The organism is Gordonia sp. CPCC 206044, from assembly GCF_048537895.1.
Taxonomy (GTDB): Bacteria; Actinomycetota; Actinomycetes; order Mycobacteriales; family Mycobacteriaceae; genus Gordonia.
In genome coordinates, this window is sequence record NZ_JBCLVL010000029.1 from 1 (window position 1) to 18750 (window position 18750).

An 18750-nucleotide genomic window follows, 5' to 3' on the forward strand; every position below is an offset into this window, starting at 1 on the left:
GACGATCACGCTAACCCGACCAAGACACGCCGACAGCCATACACACATTTTGGCCATTAACCCTGAACACGCATTCGGCGGAACTGACAGTGGCCAGCACATAAGTACTGGCCACAACGTCGGGCTGACAGGATTTGAACCTGCGACCACCTGACCCCCAGTCAGGTGCGCTACCAAACTGCGCCACAGCCCGTTACCTCGAATCACGAGGCGTAGAAGAGCCTAGCCGACGACGGTGACTTCGAACCAATCGCCTGGTCAGGCGTGTCGTCGGGGCCACGCACCCCGGGGCGATCAATGCGCTCTCGTCGGCACCGACAGGAGCTGGCAAACGCACCAGCTGGGTAGCCCGAAGCCAACCACCTCATCTCGCGGTTGCCACCTTCGCGCGCGCGAAGGTGGCAACCGCGAGATGAGGTGGCTACGCAAAACGAATGCACACGACAGGGCGCGACCCTGCCCGAGACGATCAGGCGGCCTTGGACCGCCCGCGGAACCACAGCCAGCCACCGGTCACCAGGATTGCGCCGACGATCGAGCCGATGATGCCGCTCGGCTTGAACGCCAAGCCGTCACCGGCCAACAACGTGATGAGCAGCCCGCCGACGAAGGAACCGACCAGGCCGGCGACCAACGCGAGACCCCAGTCGATGCCTTTGACACCGCGACCGAGGATCAGCTGTGCACCGGCGCCGATGAGCGCCCCGAACAAGATGATTCCGATGATGAGCACGTGCGAGAGTATGTCACGATCGCCGCCTCACAGCCGCGCATTTGCCGCCGGCCCCGCACGGCGCGAAGCGGCCACCGCGAGCTCAGCGCTTACGCCGCTGCTCCCGCTTGTCGCGCACCCGGACGTTGACCCGGACCGGCGACCCGTCGAAGTTGAATTCCTCACGCAGACGCCGTTCCAGGAAGCGTCGGTAGCCGGCCTCCAGGAACCCGGTGGTGAACAACACGAACGTCGGCGGTCGGGTGGTCGCCTGCGTGGCGAACATGACCCGCGGTTGCCGACCGCCGCGCAGCGGCGGCGGGGTTGCCGCGATGACCTCTTTGAGCCAATTGTTGAGCCGCCCGGTACCCACACGCTTGTCCCAGGACTCCAACGCACCCTCGAGAGCGGGCACCAGCTTCTGTACCGACCGGCCTGTCGACGCCGAGATGTTGACCCGCCGTGCCCACGGCACGCGCGCCAACTCGCGGTCGATCTCCTTGTCGAGCTGGTAGCGACGGTCCTCGTCGACGAGATCCCACTTGTTGAAGGCGATGACCAATGCGCGACCACTGTCGATCACCATGGACAGCACCCGCAGGTCCTGTTCGGTGATCGGCTCCGATGCGTCGATCAGCAGGATGGCCACCTCGGCCGCCTCGAGCGCAGATCGCGTGCGCAGCGACGCGTAGTACTCGTGGCCCGACGCCGTGCGCACCTTGCGGCGCAGACCCGCGGTGTCCACGAACTGCCATGTCTTGCCGCCCAGTTCGACCAGTTCGTCGACCGGGTCGACGGTGGTACCCGCCACGTTGTCGACGACGGACCGGGTGGACCCGGCCAGCTTGTTCAGCAGAGAGCTCTTGCCGACGTTGGGCTTTCCGACGAGCGCGACACGACGCGGTCCGCCCAGGGTCGCCGACTGTTCGCGCGGCGTCTCCGGCAGCGCGCCCAGGATGACGTCGAGCAGATCACCGGCACCGCGTCCGTGCGCGGCCGAGATCGTGTGCGGTTCACCGAGTCCCAGCGACCACAGCGCTGCGGCATCGGCTTCGGCACGTTCGCTGTCGATCTTGTTGGCCGCCAGGATGACCGGCGTCGAGGATCGCCGTAGCACCCGTGCGACGGCTTCGTCGGTCGCCGTCGCGCCGACCGTGCCGTCGACGACGAGCACGATGGCATCGGCCGTGGACATCGCCTGCTCGGCCTGCCGCGCCACCGCCTGCTGCAGCCCCTTGGCGTCGGGTTCCCAACCGCCGGTGTCGACCACGGTGAAACGGCGTCCCGACCAGTTCGCGGTGTAGGACACGCGGTCCCGGGTCACTCCGGGGATGTCTTCGACGACGGCTTCGCGTCGGCCGAGGATTCGGTTCACCAACGTCGATTTGCCGACGTTGGGCCGCCCGACGATCGCCACCACCGGCATCGGGGTGGCGTCGACGAGATTGCCCTCGGCATCGACTTCGACCATGTCCCAGTCGGTTTCGTCCGACCAGGTGCCGTCGCCGGGCACCGCGAGATCGTCGCCGACGGAATTCTGTTCGGTCACGATTGCACTCCGATCCGATCGCGGACCAGGCCGTCGAGGGTGTCGAGCACCTGCTCGAGGGTCAGGTCGCTGGTGTCGACGAGGACCGCGTCGTCGGCCGGACGCAGCGGCGACACCGCCCGCGTCGAGTCGAGATGGTCGCGCCTGTTCACGCCGGCGAGGACATCGGCGTAATCGCTGTCGCGCCCGGCGGCCAGGTTCTGGCGGTGGCGACGCGTGGCCCGCGCCTCCGGGGATGCGGTGAGATACACCTTGAGATCGGCGTCCGGGAACACCACCGTCCCGATGTCCCGTCCTTCGACGACGACGAATTCGCCCTCGGCCTCACGGCGTTGTACCGCAACGAGTTTGGTGCGCACCGCCGGCACCGCCGACACCGCTGACACCGCTTCGGTGACCGCGTCGGTACGGATGTCGCGGGACACGTCGACGCCGTCGAGAAGGGTGACCGCGCCGTCGAGGGAAATCTCCGCACGTTCGACCACATCCGCTACGGCCGCCGGATCATCGAGCGCCACACCGGCGTTCAAGACGGCGAGGGTGGCGGCGCGGTACATGGCGCCGGTGTCGAGTTGGCGGGCACCGACACGATGGGCGAGCAGGCTGGTGACCGACGACTTGCCGGTCCCGGCAGGCCCATCGATCGCGATGACGCGGGTGGTGACGTCGTCACTCACATTCCCACCGCCTTGTAGAGGGCGCCGACCTCGTCGCGCCCGAGCACCCGCAGGCTGCCGGGACGCTGTTCGCCGAGGGCGACCGCACCGATGTGGGTGCGCACCAGGCTGGTCACCGGGAAGCCGACTTCTTCCATCATGCGTCGCACGATCCGGTTGCGGCCCTCGTGCAGGGTCAACCGCACCAGCGACTGCCCCTCGTACACCTCGAGTGCGGTGAAACTGTCCACGGCGACCGGGCCGTCGTCGAGCTCGACACCGTTGCGCAGTGTCCGGCTCAGGGAACGCGGCACCTCACCTCGCACGGTGGCCAGGTAGGTCTTGGGCACCTCATAGGAGGGATGCATCAGGCGATGCGCGAGTTCACCGTCGTTGGTCAACAGCAGCAGCCCCTCGGTGTCCGCGTCGAGACGACCGACGTGGAACAGTCGCTGCCCGGCCATCACCCGTTCGGCGACGATGTCGCCCACGCACGGACGGCCTTGATCGTCGGCCATGGTGGACTGCCAACCCTTGGGTTTGTTCAGTGCGAGGTATTGGCGGGTCTCGTCGATGACCACCCGGGCGCCGTCGACGCGGATGATCGCGGTGTCGGGATTGATCCGCAGTCCCTGCTCGGTGACCACTTCACCGTCGACCTCGACGCGGCCGGCGGCGATCAGTTCCTCGGCTCCACGCCGGGACGCGACACCGGCCGCCGCGAGGACCTTCTGCAGGCGCACGCCGTCGGCAACATAGGTGGCGCCGGCTTCGGAGGTATCGGGTCCGGCGGTCTGATGACGGGCCGGACGGGCGTTGTTCAAACGCACCTTTCCCGAGGTCACATCGGGTTTCGACGATCCCTTTCGGTGCGTCTTCTTGGTGCTTCGCCCCGCGTTCGCAGCGCCTGCGCTCCCCCGTCCGGCGACCTTGCCGCCCGACTTCGGGTTCTTTTGGGAGGCGGGTTTCTTGCCCGTCTTCTGCGCTCGCGCCGGCTTCTTGCGCGGGCCCGGTGTGCCGTCTCGGCCAGCGGATGCCATGTGAATCAGTCCTGATCGTCGGTGTCCGGGCTGACCGCCGACACGTCGTCGGTGTCGAGCCCGGTGGAATCGTTCCCCATCGAGTCTGACCGGTGAGCACCGAGTTTGGCGAATCGTGGGTCGGACGACAGTTCCTCGTCGAGGTCGTCGATGACGTCGACATCGGGGAGCAGCGGCGCCAGATCGGGCAGTTCGCTCAAGGACGCGAGGCCGAGTCGTTCGAGGAACAGTTCGGTGGTGCCGTACATCGTGGCGGTGGTCTGTGGGTCGGTCCCCATCTCGTTGATCAGTCCGCGGGCGACCAACGTGCGGATCACCCCGTCCACGTTGACACCGCGGATCGCGCTCACCCGGGCGCGACTCACCGGCTGCCGGTAAGCGATCACCGCCAGCGTTTCCAGTGCTGCGCGTGTCAGTTTGGACCGCGCACCGTCGAGCAGCAGACGCTCGACGTACGGCGCATAGTCGGCGCGGGTGTAGAAGCGCCAGCCGTCACCGGCGTACCGCAGGTCGATGCCGCTGCGCGCCGAGGTGAGATCGTCGGACATTCGACCGAGCATGGCCTCGACCCGCAGGCGGTCATCGCCGACCGCGGTCGCCAGTTCCGCCGCACTCACCGGGGAGTCGACTATGAGGAGGACCGCCTCGAGTGCCGCCCGTAACTCGGCGTCGTCGAGTGTGACCGATTCGTCCACCTCGATGGCCGTCTGCTCACCGACTTGTGCCCCCGTCGCGGCCACATCATCGCCCGGCGGTCGGTCTTCGGGTTCCGGCGGGTCCGCCGGCGATGCGGTGTCGTCGGTGACATGTGCGTGATCGGCGAGATCGTCGTCGCTCATCCGTAGTCCTCTGCCCTGTCGATGTTCACGTCCTCGACGTCTCGGTCGCCGGTCCAGCTCACCCGCAGCTCACCGAGAGCCTCGGGTTGTTCGAAGGTGATCGCCCGCTCACGGAACAGTTCGAGGAGGCCGAGGAATCGTCCGACCACCTCGAGCCCGTTCTCGCATTCCTCGATGAGCTGCCCGAAGGTGAGCCAGTCCCCCGAATGCGCGGTGAGCAGCTCGGCGATGCGTCGGGCCTGCGCGGGCACCGACACCTTGTGCATGTCGTGCAGGTGGTCGAGCCCGACTGTGGGCACCGGTCGTGGCGTCATCGCGGCGGCCGCCACCTCCGCGAACTTCGCCGCATCGACCCCCAGGGTCACCTCCGGCAACAGCTCGGTGAAATGCGGCTCGAGCGATACCGCCCGTGGGTACCGTTGCAGCGCAGCCGCTTCCAGCTCGCCGAACAGCGCGGCGACCTGTTTGTAGGCGCGGTACTGCAGCAGGCGGGCGAACAGCAGATCGCGGGCTTCCAGCAGGGCCAGGTCTTCCGGGTCGTCGATCTCCCCGGACGGCAGCAGCCGCGCGGCCTTGAGGTCGAGCAGTGTCGCCGCGACCACCAGGAACTCGGTGGTCTGTTCCAGACCCATCTCGGCACCGAGTTCGCGCGTGTACGCGATGAAATCGTCGGTGACCTCGTGCAACGCCACCTCGGTGACATCGAGACGATGCTGGCTGATCAGGTTCAGCAGCAGATCGAACGGACCCTCGAAGTTCGGCAGACGTACCCGGAAACCGGACTGGTCGTCGGTGACCTCCGCGGTCTCCGTCGCGCCTTCGGACACCGGCTCGGCCACCGCGGTCGGCGGATCCGGGTCGTCGATCATGTGTGGCGGGTGTTACGAGCGATGACCTCACGGGCGAGAGCTCGATAGGCCTTGGCACCCGCCGACTTCGGCGCCCAGGAGGTGATCGGTTCACCGGCGACACTGGTCTCCGGGAACCGCACGGTCCGACTGATCACTGTGTCGTACACGGCCTCACCGAACACCTCGACCACACGTGCCATCACCTCACGCGAGTGCAGGGTGCGTGCATCGAACATGGTCACCAGGATGCCGCCGAGGTCCAGACGCGGATTCAGCCGGTCACGCACCTTGTCGACGGTGTCGGTGAGCAGGGCCAGACCACGCAGGCTGAAGTATTCGCACTCCATCGGGATGATGACGGTGTCGGCACAGGCCAGCGCGTTGACGGTCAGCAGACCGAGCGACGGCTGGCAGTCGATCAGCACGAAGTCGTATCGATCGAGCACAGGATGCAGCGCACGGGCCAGGGACTGTTCGCGCCCCACCTCCGTGACCAGCTGGATCTCCGCGGCGGATAGGTCGATGTTGCTCGGCAACAGGTCGAGCCCGTCGATACGTGTGCGCATCAGGACGTCGTCGGTCGACGCCTGCGGCGGGACCAGGAGGTTGTAGACGGTCTCGTCGAGGTCGTGATGCGGTACGCCAAGGCCCGCCGACAACGCACCCTGCGGATCCAGGTCGACGAGCAGTACGCGACGCCCGTACTCGGCCAGTGCGGCACCCAGATTGATCGTCGAGGTGGTCTTGCCGACCCCACCCTTCTGGTTGCACACGGCGACGACCGTCGCGGGCCCATGCCGGTCCAGCGGGGTCGGTTCGGGCACCGGACGGTATGGCCGGCCGGTCGGGCCCAGTTCGCCGTCGTGATCGTTGTCCTCGTCGACATCGACACGGGGTGAGACCGCGATGCGGTATTGCCCATGAGAGGCGGCCGACCGCGATTCCCCGGGGATGCTCACGTGTCCGCCGCTCCCTTCGCTCGTACCGGCCGTGCCCGCCTGGTAGAAGTCCAACTCCTGCCACAACATTAGTGCGTCATCGTCCCGAACCGTCGGAGCATCGCCGACGTCGGTGCCGTTGATCTGTGAGTCGGCGTCGCGATCGATGGTCATCGCGCCCGCGGATGTGCCGTGGCGTACACCTCGCGCATCGTGTTCACGGTGACGAGGGTGTAGACCTGCGTGGTGGTCACCGACGCGTGGCCGAGCAGTTCCTGGACCACGCGTACGTCCGCGCCGCCGTCGAGCAGATGGGTGGCGAAACTGTGGCGCAAGGTGTGCGGCGACACCGCCTTGTCCAGGCCCGCGCGTTGCGCGGCATCCGAGAGCACCTGCCAGGCGCTCTGCCGCGACAGACGGCCCCCGCGCGCGTTCAGGAACAGCGCCGGCTCGGACCGACGCACCAGCGCCGGACGCCCACGCACGAGATAGGCCTCGAGTGCGTCGATCGCCGGACCGCCGACCGGCACGACCCTCTCCTTGCCACCCTTGCCGCGCAGTCGCACGGCCCGCGACTCCGTGTCGATGTCGTCGACATCGAGAGCGATCGCCTCGGAGATCCGCGCGCCGCAACTGTAGAGCAGTTCGAGCAGGGCCCGATCGCGAAGCGCGCGCGGATGATCGGCGGCGCCCGCCGATTCCAGGATCGCGATCACCTCGTCGACCGGCAACGATTTGGGCAACCGCCGTGCCGGACGGGGCGGGCGGACCGCGTGGGCCACGTCCGTGCCGACCACTCCCTCGGCAGCGGCGAACTTGTGGAAGCCACGCACTGCCACCAGGGTTCGGGCGATCGAGCTGTCCGCCAACGGCATCGCGCCGGTGTCGGGGTCACCGCGGCGCAGGTCCACCAGGAACTCACGCACATCGCTCTCGGTCACCGCGTCGAGACCGTCGATCCCACGGGTGACCAGATAGTGCTCGTACCTGCCCAGGTCACGCCGATACGAACTGACCGTGTTCGCCGCCGCCCCGCGCTCCACCGTCAGGTGATCGAGGTAGCGGACGACCTGGTCGGCGGTGCTCGGACTGCTCACGAGAGCCCCCGTCACCGGCGGGACCGGCGATCGCGCAGCGCCGTCGGTTCGTCGGTCCACGGGGCATCGATATCACGCACCTCGACACCGCCCCGATCGACCGCGGCGAGCGCGAGGATGCCTGCGACGGCGGTGGCGTTCACGATCTCCCCACCCAGCACCCGGGTCACCGCATCGTCGAGGTCCAGCCACTCCACGGAGAGGTCGGCCTCCTCGTCGTGCCGTTCGGCCGCGTCGAGGGTCCGCAGCCCCTCGGCCAGGTAGAGCCGCAACGCCTCGTCGGTGAACCCGGGAGACAGGTCGAGATCCACCAGCACGCGCCATCGGTCGGCGGCCAGGTCGACCTCCTCGGCGAGTTCCCGACGCGCCGCGTCGAGGGCGCTCTCCCCGGGACCGGCGTCGAGCAGGCCCGCGGGGATCTCGAGCAGTCGGCGACCGATCGGATGCCGGTACTGACGGATCATCGCGATCCGCCCCGTGTCGTCGCGCGCCATGACCGCCACCGCGCCGAAGTGCTCCACGACCTCCCGCTCGGCCGCCTGTCCACCCGGCATCCGCACGTCGTCGACACGCAGCGACAGGATCGCACCGTCGTAGACGGTGCGACTGCCCGCGACGGTGAACTCGTGCGTTCCGACCGTGTCGCCCCCGTGCGCCGAATCGGCTTCGCTCAAGCGCCCTTCTCCTCGGCGTGGTCGGCGGCGTGTCCGGCCGTCGCGTCGACTGCCCCGGGCTCGGCAGCGGCATCTGCGTCGGCATCGTCGAGTTCGTACTCGCCCAGCTCGACCGGAAGCCGTTCCTCCGCCTTGTATTTCAGAGCCGCCTCGATGAACGCCCGGAACAACGGATGCGGCCGGGTCGGACGGCTCTTGAGCTCGGGGTGCGCCTGGGTGGCGACCAGGAACGGATGCACCGACGGCGGATACTCGACGAACTCGACCAGATGACCGTCCGGTGAGGTTCCGGAGAACACCAGCCCGGAGGCCCCGATCTTGTCGCGATAGGCGTTGTTGACCTCGAAACGGTGACGATGCCGTTCGGAGACCTCGGTGGACTCGTACGCCTCGGCGACCACCGAGCCAGCGGCCAGTGTTGCCGGGTAGGCACCCAGACGCATGGTGCCGCCGAGATCGGCCTCCCCCGCGACCACCTCGGTCTGATCGGCCATCGTGGAGATCACCGGGTGCGGCGTGTCCGGGTCGAACTCGGTGGAACTGGCTTCTTCGAGCCCCGCGGACCGGGCCGCCTCGATGACCACGCACTGCAGGCCCAGACACAGGCCGAGCAGCGGGATGCCGCGACGTCGGGCGTAGCTGATCGCGCCGACCTTCCCCTCGATACCGCGGATGCCGAAACCACCCGGGATCAGGACCGCGTGCACGTCTTCGAGCGCTGCCTGAGCACCTTCCGGCGTCTCACAGTCGTCCGAGGGCACCCATTTGATCTCGGTACGGGCCCGCCAGGCGAAACCGCCTGCACGGATCGCCTCGGTCACCGACAGATATGCGTCGGGCAGATCGACGTACTTGCCGACGAGGGCCACGGTGACGGTCTCGCGCGGATCGTGCACACGCTTGAGCAACTCGCCCCATTCGGTCCAATCGACGTCACGGAACGGCAGCCCCAGCTTGCGCACCACATACGCATCGAGTTGTTCGCGATGGAGCACCTTGGGGATGTCGTAGATCGACGGCGCATCCGGTGTCGAGATGACGCCTTCGATGTCGACGTCGCACATCAGCGCGATCTTTGCCTTCAACGAGTCCGGCACATCGCGGTCGCAGCGCAGGATCAGGGCATCCGGCTGGATACCCACGTTGCGCAGCGCCGCCACGGAGTGCTGGGTCGGCTTCGTCTTGAGTTCACCGGACGGCGCCAGGTACGGCACCAGTGAGACGTGGATGAAGAAGACGTTGTCGCGCCCCACGTCGTGCCGGATCTGTCGTGCGGCCTCGATGAAGGGCTGGGACTCGATGTCTCCGACGGTGCCACCGATCTCGGTGATCACCACGTCGGGCGGCACCCCATCGTCCCCCGGGGCCCGCATCGCGAGGACCCGCGACTTGAGCTCGTCGGTGATGTGCGGGATCACCTGGACCGTTTCACCGAGATACTCGCCGCGACGTTCCTTGGCGATGACCGTCGAATAGACCTGTCCCGTGGTCACATTCGCCGACTGCGAGAGGTTGCGGTCGAGGAATCGTTCGTAATGACCGACATCGAGGTCGGTCTCGGCACCGTCTTCGGTGACGAACACCTCTCCGTGTTGGAAAGGGTTCATGGTGCCCGGATCGACGTTCAGGTACGGATCGAGCTTCTGCATCGTCACGCGGAGTCCGCGAGAGATGAGAAGTTGTCCGAGACTCGATGCCGTCAGACCCTTTCCCAGAGACGAGGCGACACCGCCCGTCACGAAGATGTGTTTGGTGCCATCATGCACGTGGCGCAGTGGTCGCAATGCGTCTCCCGTCGGCCAGAATCAGGCCAGAAAAACCTGTATACCTACGGGACTCCAGGGTAACACCTCATCGACGGTTCACCCGCACCACACCGGCGACGCGCCGAGGCCGATGCGGTGACGGGTGACCGAGCCGTGTCAGGCTGCCGGCCCCGAACCGCCTCCCACGGTGATCGCCCGGGCACCGGCGCCGGTGCCGTACGCGGCCGTGTGGCCGTCGGCCTCCTGCTGGAGCACCAGCATGGTGGTGATGCGTCCGGTCTGTTGATCCACGTTGTCGACGGTGGACACGGCGTTGCCCAGCGACGGGTCGGATCGCACGACCGCGACGGGTGAGCCACCGGCGGTGGAACCGGTCCGGCCGACGAGCACGCCGCCCTGCGCCCGGGCCGCCATCGCGGCCGCCATGCGCGCGGTCAACTGACCTTGCGCGCCCGCGTCCTCGGACAGCGCGTCACCGGTCACCACCACGACGAGGTCGGCGGCCGAGAGCGCGCCGTCGGCGTAGTCGACGAAGCCACCCTCGCGCAGCGCCTGCAGCCCGAGTCGCACGTCGTCGGTCGATGCGGCGGACTGGGCGTCCGCGTGCAGCAGCAACGCCCCCATCAGATCGCCGACCCTCCCGCCTGAGTCGGTCAGCTCACTGCGCAGTGTGGTCCCACCGGGGATCGTCTGGTCGACGATGGTGCGCAGCTCTTCGGCCTTCTGGTCGCGCACCAGCGTGTCGGTGACGGCGAGTTGGCCCGCGAATCGGCCACCGGCACCCGAGATGGATTCCTTGACGGCGTCCACGTCGGCCTCGGCCGCGCCGGGAGCCGTCACCACGAGCACCGAGTCGCCACGCAGGGTCCCCGCGATCAGACGCGGCGCAACGGCGGCCCCGAAGCTGTTGGCGGCGTTGACCTGCTCGTTGAGGTCGTCGCGTTGTTTCTCGACATCGCCGAGGCGGTCCCGCGAGGTGCCCGTGATGGAGTTGACGCGGTCACCGACGAACCCGGATCCGAGGAAGAGTCCGACCGCCAGCGCGAGGAACACCGCGATCAGCGAGATCGCATGCTGTCGTAGGGAGATCATCGACTATCTGTTCCAGACCTCACGCGCCCAGTCGACCGCGTTGTGATACTGGTCGACACCCCAATCGGTGACCTCCGGCCCCCAGCTCGACAGCATGACGGCGGCGATGATCGCGATCAGCGCTGCGAGGACCACACAGGCGATCGCCGCGCCCGACACCCGGCTGCGATACAGGGTCTCGATCGCCTTGGCGTCCACCAGCTTCGGACCGACCTTGAGGCGGGTCAGGAAGGTCGACGGATTGCTCTCCCGCCGCGACCGATCGAAGAAGTCGTCGAGTGTCCCCCCGTAGCCGACGGTCACGATGAGGTCGGCACCGTGGTAGTCGGTGAGCAGGAGCGCGAGGTCTGCCGCGGATCCGGCCGCCGGGAAGGTCGTCGCACCGATGCCGAGATCCTGGATACGTGCCAGCCCGGAGGCGTGACCATCGGTATCGGCCGGAAGAACCAGCTGCGCGCCGGATTTCAGGGTGGCGGTCTTGATGTCGTCGGGGTCTCCGACGATCAGTGCAGGCTTGTACCCGGCCTTGATGACGGTGTCGGCGCCCGCCCCGACTCCCACGATCACCGGCGAGTACTCCTTGATGAACGGCTTGAGCGCGCGCAGATCCGCCGCCCGGTCGGGACCGTCGGCGACCACCACCACGTGCCGCCCGACGAAGTCCACGTCAACGTCCGGGACCCCGACCCCGTCGATCAGCAACGGCGACTCGCTGCGGATGAACTCGATCGTGTTGCCGGAGAACGCTTCCAGATGATCGACCAGCCCGGTCTTGGCCTCGATCATCTGATCGGCGATGTCGCTTTCCTCGAGTTGCTTGCCGAGGGCGAGACGCCGGTCGCCGACGTAGAGCCGGTCGTTGTCGACGCGCAGCTTGGCGCCGTCCTTGACCCGCTTGAACACCTCGTCGCCGACATTGTCGAGCAGCACGATGCCCGATGCGACAAGGACTTCCGGCCCGAGGTTCGGGTACCGCCCCGAGATGGACGACGACGCGTTGACCACCGCGACGACGTTGGCCTGCACCAGCGCATCCGCGGTCAGTCGGTCGAGGTCGACCTCGTCGAGGATGGCGATGTCACCCGGACCGACGCGGTCGAGTAGTCGGCGGGTGTTCTTGTCGATCCTGGCAATCCCGGTGACGCCAGGCAGTTGGTCGGTCGTGCGGGCAAGCAATGCAGGCATCTTCATGACGCCCATGATCGACGCGGGGACCTGGTAAACCGAGGAGGCGCGCCGTAACAAATGCAACTTTTGTCACACGAGTAACACACGTTGATCGCTCGTCAGGCGCTGCTGTCGGCTGTCTTCTTCTCGTTCTCCGCGGTCGCGAGCAGTTCTTCGGCGTGGGCCCGTCCGGTGTCGGAATCACCGAGCCCGGCCAGCATGCGGGCGAGTTCCGCGACACGTTCCTCACGGTCGAGGGTGCGCACGGTGCTGGTGTTGGGACCGCGTTTGCGGCCGCGACCGGAACTCTTGCCGATGACGAGGTGGTTGTCGGCGAACGCCGCCACCTGCGGCAGATGGGTGACCACGATGACCTGGTGAGCCCGCGCCAGTCCGGCGAGTCGTCGCCCGATCTCCACCGCCGCGCGGCCACCGACGCCGGCGTCGACCTCGTCGAACACCATGATCGATCCGCTGGTCGGTGCGGCGAGCACCACCTCGAACGCGAGCATGACCCGCGAGAGTTCACCGCCTGATGCGGATTTCGCGATCGGCAGCGGCGCCGCTCCCTTGTGGGCGAGCAGACCGAATTCGATCCGGTCGGCACCCGCGGCACCCGCATGTGCCGGTGCGCCGTCGAGCAGGATGCTCAGCCGATCGTCGTCGGCTGCCGGTTCCACGGAGACGTCCACCGAGAGCAGCGAATCCCCCATTGCCAGACCAGCCAGTTCGGTGGACACCTTCGCGGCCATCGACTTCGCGGCCGTCCGCCGCCGCCGGTGCACGACCTCCGCGGCATCCTGGACCTTCTGCTTCAGCGCCTCCGCGGTGGTCTCGAGTTCGGCGATCGAGTGCTGGGGGTCGTCGATCTCCGACAGTCGGGCCTCGGCCGTGGTTCGCCAGGCGATGACCCCGTCGATGTCGGGCGCGTATTTGCGAACCAGCGCTTTGAGTTCCGCCTGCCGGCCGAGTAGTTTCTCCAACTCCTCGGCATCGGCAGGCAGATCGGTCAGGAACGACGTCAGTTCGTCGCCGACGTCGGTGATCACGGTGAGCGCCTCTGCAACCCGTGGCAACAGTTCGCGCAGGGTGTCGTCGGGGCTGGTCTCGAGCATGGTCCGGACCTGTCCGAGTCCGTCGACGACCGAACCCGTATCGCCTGCGACGATTTCGTGCGATTGGGCTGCGGCCGACCGGATGGTCTCCAGGTCCGACAGGCGACGGATGGTCGCCGCCAGATCGTCGTCCTCGCCGGGCTGCGGGTCCACCGCGGCGATCTCGTCGACGCCGAAGCGGAGACGATCCGCCTCTTGCGCCAGCTCGCGCGAATTCCGTCGACGCGCGTCGAGATCGTCGAGCACCGCGATCCACTCGTCGCGGGCCTTCCGGTACGTGTCGAGAGCGGTGAGCACCGTCGTACCCGCATAGGTGTCGAGTGCGGCACGCTGGTGTTCGGGCCGCAACAGACGCAGTTGGTCGTTCTGCCCATGGATGGTCAGCAGCTGATTCGTCAGCCTGCCCATCACCCCGACCGGTACCGAGCGACCGCCGAGATGCGCGCGTGACCGACCGTCGGCGCCCACCGACCGCACCGCGATCAGGGTGCCGTCCTCGTCGACGTCGGCGCCCGAGGACTCCAGGATCTCCGACACCACGTCGTCGGCGACCGCCGGTGCCGTCCCGTCGACGCGGCCGTCCTCACCGAGGAGGCGAAAGCGTCCCTCGACGGTGGCCTTGGCGTCGCCGGTCCGAACCCGGGACGCATCCGCCCGCGCCCCGGACAGCAGGTGCAGGCTCGTCACGATCATGGTCTTGCCCGCGCCGGTCTCACCGGTCAGGACGGTGAAGCCGGGGTGGAATTGCGCCGAGGCCTGTTCGATGACGCCGAGGCCTTCGATGGACAGTTCTTCCAGCACGGTTTAGGTCTGCCTCCCTCGCCATCCGGTCACCGGCAGGTCGAACTTCGTCACCAACCGGTCGGTGAACGGATCCGAATCGATACGTACCCACAGCACCGATCGGTCACTGCGCACCACTTCGACACGCGCGCCCGCCGGTACGTCTATGCGCCTGCGGCCGTCGCACAGGGCGACCGCGTCGCGGCCGTCCTTGTCGATCTCCACCGCCACCCGCGACCGCGGACTGGTCACGAGCGGGCGCGCGAACAGCGCGTGGGCGTTGCTCGGCACCACCAGGATGGCCTCGAGGTCCGGCCACATCACCGGGCCGCCCGCGGAGAACGCGTACGCGGTCGATCCGGTCGGGGTGGACACCAACACACCGTCGGCGCCGAAGGCCGAGACGGGCCGTCCGTCGACCTCGGTGACGAGTTCGAGCACACCGTTGTTGGTGCCGTTGAGGATCGCGACCTCGTTGAGCGCCCAACTGTGTACGGCATGATCGGCACGGGCCGGATCGATCACGGTGACGTCGAGGGTCATCCGCGGTTCCACGCGGTAGTCGCGGGCGATCAGTTGACGCATCACCGCATCGACACGATTGGCCTCGGCCTCCGCGAGGAAACCGATGCGGCCCAAGTTGATCCCGAGCACCGGAACCCGTGCCGGGTAAGCCAATTCGGCGGCGCGCAGGAACGTTCCGTCGCCGCCGAGGACGATGACGACCTCGCAACCCTCCGCGGATTCGGGGACCGCCGACGCGACCTCGACGGACACCCCGATACTCCTCAGGCGGTCCGGATCGACGGGATGTCCCCCACCACGAACCGGATCGTCGGCGGAAATGTCCAACGACTCCACCTCGACGTCGTGCACCTTGGTGTCATGGTCGACGACGCGCAACTTGATCCCGGCAGACGCGCAGTGCCGCGCGATCGACTCCATCGTCCGGGTGACGATGTCGCGTCCGGTGTGGGCGACCACCAGGAACTCCCGATGGCCATCCCGATCGGTGACCGCATCATTGGCCACAGTCGCTTCCTCCGTCTGTCAGTGAGGCCCGTTCTCGACGGCCCGGGTGACCATCGCGATCAACTCCGCATCGTCGTTCGCGTCCGCGACGGAGCCCACCTCGTCGGCGGCCTGCCCCGTTGCGTTCGTTCGCTCTCCGACCCTATCCGGCGACGGCCCGTGGAGACCGGGCCGGTCGTCTGAACTCTGCGTGTCGACCGGCCCCGTGAGCTCGCCGTCGACCTCGTGGTTCTTGCGCAGCCACAGAAAGTATTCGACGTTGCCCGAAGGGCCGGGCAACGGGCTCGCGACGACCCCGCAGGTGGACAGCCCGAGGTCGCGCGCCGAACGGGCCACGGTGAGCACCGCGTCGATCCGCAGTGCCGGATCACGAACCACCCCACCGGCCCCGACCCTGTCCTTGCCGACCTCGAACTGCGGCTTGACCATCGGCAGCAACTCGCCACCCACCCGGGTGCACGCCGCGAGGGCAGGCAGCACGAGGCCCAGAGAGATGAAGGACAGGTCGGCGACCACGAGATCGACCGGACCACCGATGTCCGACGGACTCAGGCGCCGCACATTGGTCCGGTCATGGATGGCCACGCGGTCGTCGTTCTGTAGCCGCCACACCAACTGGCCGTACCCGACGTCGACCGCGACCACCGTCGTCGCCTCACGGCGCAACAGCACGTCGGTGAAGCCTCCGGTGGACGCGCCCGCATCCAGGCATCGCTTGCCCGCCACGGACAACCCGTGTGGTTCGAACTCTTCGAGCGCACCGATCAACTTGTGCGCGCCGCGTGATGCCCAGTCGTCACCAGTGTTCTCCACCACCACGATCGGGGTGTCTCGGGCGACGTTGGTCGCAGGCTTCGAGGCCACCACACCATTGACCTTGACCAGGCCGTCGGTGATCAACGCGCGGGCTTGCTCCCGGGAGCGGGCCAGACCGCGACGGACGAGCTCGGCATCGAGGCGCGCACGTGGTGCCACCCCTCAACAACCCCTCATCGACGGTCGACGTCTTCGAGCGCGGCGGTCAGTGTCTCGTGCGCGCGCTCGAGGAGTTCGGTCTGACGGGCCAGGGCGTGGGCGTCGAATCCGTCGCCTGCCGCTTCGCGTACCGCATCGACGTCGGCCAACAGTGCCGCAACCGTCTCGGTCACCTCTCCCGGATCCGGACCGTCGTCGCCGACGTCCGGGTCGGCTGCGCCAGCGGTCCGCGGCATCAGATGCGGGCCTGGTCGTGGCGGGCCCGGGACGGGTCCGGTCGCGTGCGGTTCGGTCATGATGCGTTCAACGCTAGCGCACTCGGCCGAATCCGACCGTCTCCAACAGGCCGAGCACCTTCTCGTCGGGGCTGGTGACGGCCAGCAGCGATGTGTCGAGGTCGTTCTCGTCCACTGCAGTCCACACCGCCGACGCCAGGGCAGGCACCAGCGACTGCGGCAGCCCGTCGCCCTCGACGTTGACAGTGTGCCCGTCCACCGCGACGCGCCAGCCGGCGTGCGGACCGACGCGCACACTGTCAACGTCGGTGAACAGCCCGGTCAGATCCTCGATGACGAAGGTCGGGCGCTGCTCAGGCGGTGCGACCAAGAGGTCCGCGGCCGAACTCACCCCGGTCAACACCAGCGCGCTGTCCACACCGACCGAATGCGCACCCTCGATGTCGGTGTCGAGACGATCACCGATCACCAACGGTTTCGACGCCCGGCTCCGGGCGATCGCGTCAGCCATCAGCGGGGCGGCGGGCTTACCCGCGACCAGGGGTTGTTGACCTGTCGCATTCGCGACCGCGGCCACCATGGACCCGTTGCCGACGAGATTGCCGCGTTCGGACGGCAACGTCGCGTCGGTGTTGCAGGCCACCCAGAGCGCGCCACGACTGATCGCCAGCGCCGCCTCCGAGAGTTGCGCCCATCCGGTATCCGGTGAGTGACCCTGGATGACGGCCGCGGGTCGGTCCTCGGCGTTACGTGTCACGCCGATGCCCACCTCCCGCACCTCCTGTGCGAGACCGTCGGTGCCGATGACCAGAGCCCGGCTACCCGGGTCGAGGTGCTCGGCCAACAGGCGGGCGGCCGACTGGGCGCTGGTGACGACTTGGTCGGGTGTCGCCGCGAAACCCAGTTCGACGAGGTGCGCGACCACTTCCGCGGGTCGGCGACTTGCGTTGTTCGTCACGAAATACCGCGGCGTTCCAACCGATTCCAGTGACTCACGGGCGCCCGGCAGAGCCTTCTGCCCGGCGAACACCGTGCCGTCGAGATCGAGCAACAGTGCGTCGTAGTGTCCGGCCAACCCGTTGTCGGGAGCTGCCGGGGCGGATCGTTCGGACGACTCAACGGGCAACGGCCCGTCGGCCGCCGATGGCTCGTCGGCGGCCGGCGCCGGTGTCACCGAAGGCGTCGACGTCGGCGCCGTCTCGACGGGTTCGTCGTCAGCTGCTGAGGTCTCCGGCAACTCGGTGCCGTCGAGGGTGTCCTCCGACGCCAGCTCCACCAGACGCAATTCGGCGTCTGTCACGTCTTCGACGTCGGCGGACGCCGTGTTCATGAACCAGGTGATCGCCTCATCGCGACGACCGGCAGCCTCCAGCGCAGAGGCATAGGCGTAGTACAGGCGTGCGGCGCCCACACCGGTCCGTCCCGGCGTCAGGTCCTCCGATTGCAGAGTGACGACAGCCTTCTCCGCTTCCCCGAGGTCCATGCGAGCGCCCGATTCGACGATGCGCATCTCCGTTGCCTCGTCTCCGCGCAGTGCACGTCCCTCTTCGCTCCGGGCGATCTCGATCGCACGCGCCGGCCGACCGAGGCCACGCTCGGAGTCGGCGATCAGCGGGAGGAGAGCCGTGTTGCCGGTGATCCGACGAGCCGCGCGCAACTCCGACAGGGCCTCCTGCCACTCGCCGGCGTTGTATGCCGCGATCCCCATGGTCTCGCGCACGAGACCGACTCGACCGGCGCGCCCACGCGCAGCGCGAGCATGTTCGAGCGCGCGCACCGGGTCCTCGTCGAGGAGTCGGGTCACCATCACCAGGTGGCGAGCGACGTTCTCCGCATTGGTCTTGTCGAGGGTCAGCAGGTCTCGGCGGATCTCGGAATCGAGGTCGGAGGCCGCCACATCACTGGGCAGTGCCGGTTCATCAGGCCGTCCGGCCGAGCCGGTGCCACGGCGTGCATTGCGTTGCGGTCGGCCCGGTCCTCCACCACGTCGGGGGGTACGGTCGCGATCTGTCATGGGACTCAATCTATGCCTTGAGATGCGTCGGAAGAAATCGAACGGCAGACTTCCGGTGCACCGTCCATACGGGCCCGAAGATGCCGAAACCGCCGACACCGGAGCCGGCCAATACCGTGACGCCAGAGCGGGATCAGCCGTTCGATCGGACATATGAGTGTGGCCCCCGAATCGGTGATTCGGGGGCCACACTCGTACGTTGTGTTCGGCGGTG

17 protein-coding genes and 1 tRNA gene are annotated in these 18750 nt (G+C 67.7%); all 18 read right to left on the reverse strand.

Annotated features, from left to right (window positions below):
• Window positions 1-119: 119 nt before the first annotated feature.
• Window positions 120-193, reverse strand: a tRNA-Pro gene (locus AAFP35_RS25980).
• Window positions 194-469: 276 nt separating this feature from the next.
• The gene (locus AAFP35_RS25985; RefSeq protein WP_419224580.1) at window positions 470-733 is read right to left on the reverse strand and encodes a GlsB/YeaQ/YmgE family stress response membrane protein; all 264 of its coding nucleotides are present in this window, start codon (window positions 731-733) and stop codon (window positions 470-472) included.
• 82 nt (window positions 734-815) lie between these two features.
• Window positions 816-2261, reverse strand: a complete 1446-nt coding sequence (gene der / locus AAFP35_RS25990) for a ribosome biogenesis GTPase Der (RefSeq protein ID WP_419224581.1) — start codon at window positions 2259-2261, stop codon at window positions 816-818.
• The gene (gene cmk / locus AAFP35_RS25995; protein WP_419224582.1) at window positions 2258-2938 is read right to left on the reverse strand and encodes a (d)CMP kinase; all 681 of its coding nucleotides are present in this window, start codon (window positions 2936-2938) and stop codon (window positions 2258-2260) included. Before cmk ends, der begins: the two co-directional genes overlap by 4 nt.
• The gene (locus tag AAFP35_RS26000) at window positions 2935-3957 is read right to left on the reverse strand and encodes a pseudouridine synthase (protein WP_419224583.1); all 1023 of its coding nucleotides are present in this window, start codon (window positions 3955-3957) and stop codon (window positions 2935-2937) included. Before AAFP35_RS26000 ends, cmk begins: the two co-directional genes overlap by 4 nt.
• 5 nt (window positions 3958-3962) lie before the next feature.
• On the reverse strand, window positions 3963-4796 hold the full coding sequence (gene scpB, locus AAFP35_RS26005) for an SMC-Scp complex subunit ScpB (protein ID WP_419224584.1): 834 nt from the start codon (window positions 4794-4796) through the stop codon (window positions 3963-3965).
• Window positions 4793-5665 carry a segregation and condensation protein A gene (locus tag AAFP35_RS26010; protein WP_419224585.1) on the reverse strand — a complete coding sequence of 291 codons (873 nt, stop codon included), beginning with the start codon at window positions 5663-5665 and terminating at the stop codon, window positions 4793-4795. Before AAFP35_RS26010 ends, scpB begins: the two co-directional genes overlap by 4 nt.
• Window positions 5662-6606, reverse strand: coding sequence for a ParA family protein (locus AAFP35_RS26015; protein ID WP_419224595.1), 945 nt, complete (start codon window positions 6604-6606; stop codon window positions 5662-5664). The genes AAFP35_RS26010 and AAFP35_RS26015 overlap by 4 nt, the downstream gene beginning before the upstream one ends.
• 149 nt (window positions 6607-6755) lie before the next feature.
• Window positions 6756-7682 (reverse strand): site-specific tyrosine recombinase XerD, encoded by a 927-nt coding sequence (gene xerD, locus AAFP35_RS26020; RefSeq protein ID WP_419224586.1) that lies wholly within the window; start codon window positions 7680-7682, stop codon window positions 6756-6758.
• A gap of 11 nt (window positions 7683-7693) precedes the next feature.
• Window positions 7694-8356 carry an NUDIX domain-containing protein gene (locus tag AAFP35_RS26025; protein WP_419224587.1) on the reverse strand — a complete coding sequence of 221 codons (663 nt, stop codon included), beginning with the start codon at window positions 8354-8356 and terminating at the stop codon, window positions 7694-7696.
• Window positions 8353-10140 carry a CTP synthase gene (locus tag AAFP35_RS26030; RefSeq protein ID WP_419224588.1) on the reverse strand — a complete coding sequence of 596 codons (1788 nt, stop codon included), beginning with the start codon at window positions 10138-10140 and terminating at the stop codon, window positions 8353-8355. Before AAFP35_RS26030 ends, AAFP35_RS26025 begins: the two co-directional genes overlap by 4 nt.
• Window positions 10141-10278: 138 nt before the next feature.
• Window positions 10279-11214 carry a copper transporter gene (locus tag AAFP35_RS26035; protein WP_419224589.1) on the reverse strand — a complete coding sequence of 312 codons (936 nt, stop codon included), beginning with the start codon at window positions 11212-11214 and terminating at the stop codon, window positions 10279-10281.
• A gap of 3 nt (window positions 11215-11217) precedes the next feature.
• Window positions 11218-12399: a putative cytokinetic ring protein SteA gene (steA, locus tag AAFP35_RS26040; RefSeq protein WP_419224596.1), complete on the reverse strand. Its 1182-nt coding sequence runs from the start codon at window positions 12397-12399 to the stop codon at window positions 11218-11220.
• Window positions 12400-12500: 101 nt separating this feature from the next.
• Window positions 12501-14297 (reverse strand): DNA repair protein RecN, encoded by a 1797-nt coding sequence (gene recN / locus AAFP35_RS26045; RefSeq protein ID WP_419224590.1) that lies wholly within the window; start codon window positions 14295-14297, stop codon window positions 12501-12503.
• Window positions 14298-14300: 3 nt separating this feature from the next.
• On the reverse strand, window positions 14301-15311 hold the full coding sequence (locus AAFP35_RS26050) for an NAD kinase (RefSeq protein WP_419224591.1): 1011 nt from the start codon (window positions 15309-15311) through the stop codon (window positions 14301-14303).
• A gap of 18 nt (window positions 15312-15329) precedes the next feature.
• Window positions 15330-16286, reverse strand: coding sequence for a TlyA family RNA methyltransferase (locus tag AAFP35_RS26055; protein ID WP_419224592.1), 957 nt, complete (start codon window positions 16284-16286; stop codon window positions 15330-15332).
• A gap of 14 nt (window positions 16287-16300) precedes the next feature.
• Complete coding sequence (locus tag AAFP35_RS26060) at window positions 16301-16582, reverse strand: hypothetical protein (protein ID WP_419224593.1); 282 nt, start codon at window positions 16580-16582, stop codon at window positions 16301-16303.
• Between the two features lie 13 nt (window positions 16583-16595).
• Window positions 16596-18536, reverse strand: a complete 1941-nt coding sequence (locus tag AAFP35_RS26065; protein ID WP_419224594.1) for an HAD-IIA family hydrolase — start codon at window positions 18534-18536, stop codon at window positions 16596-16598.
• Window positions 18537-18750 lie beyond the last annotated feature (214 nt).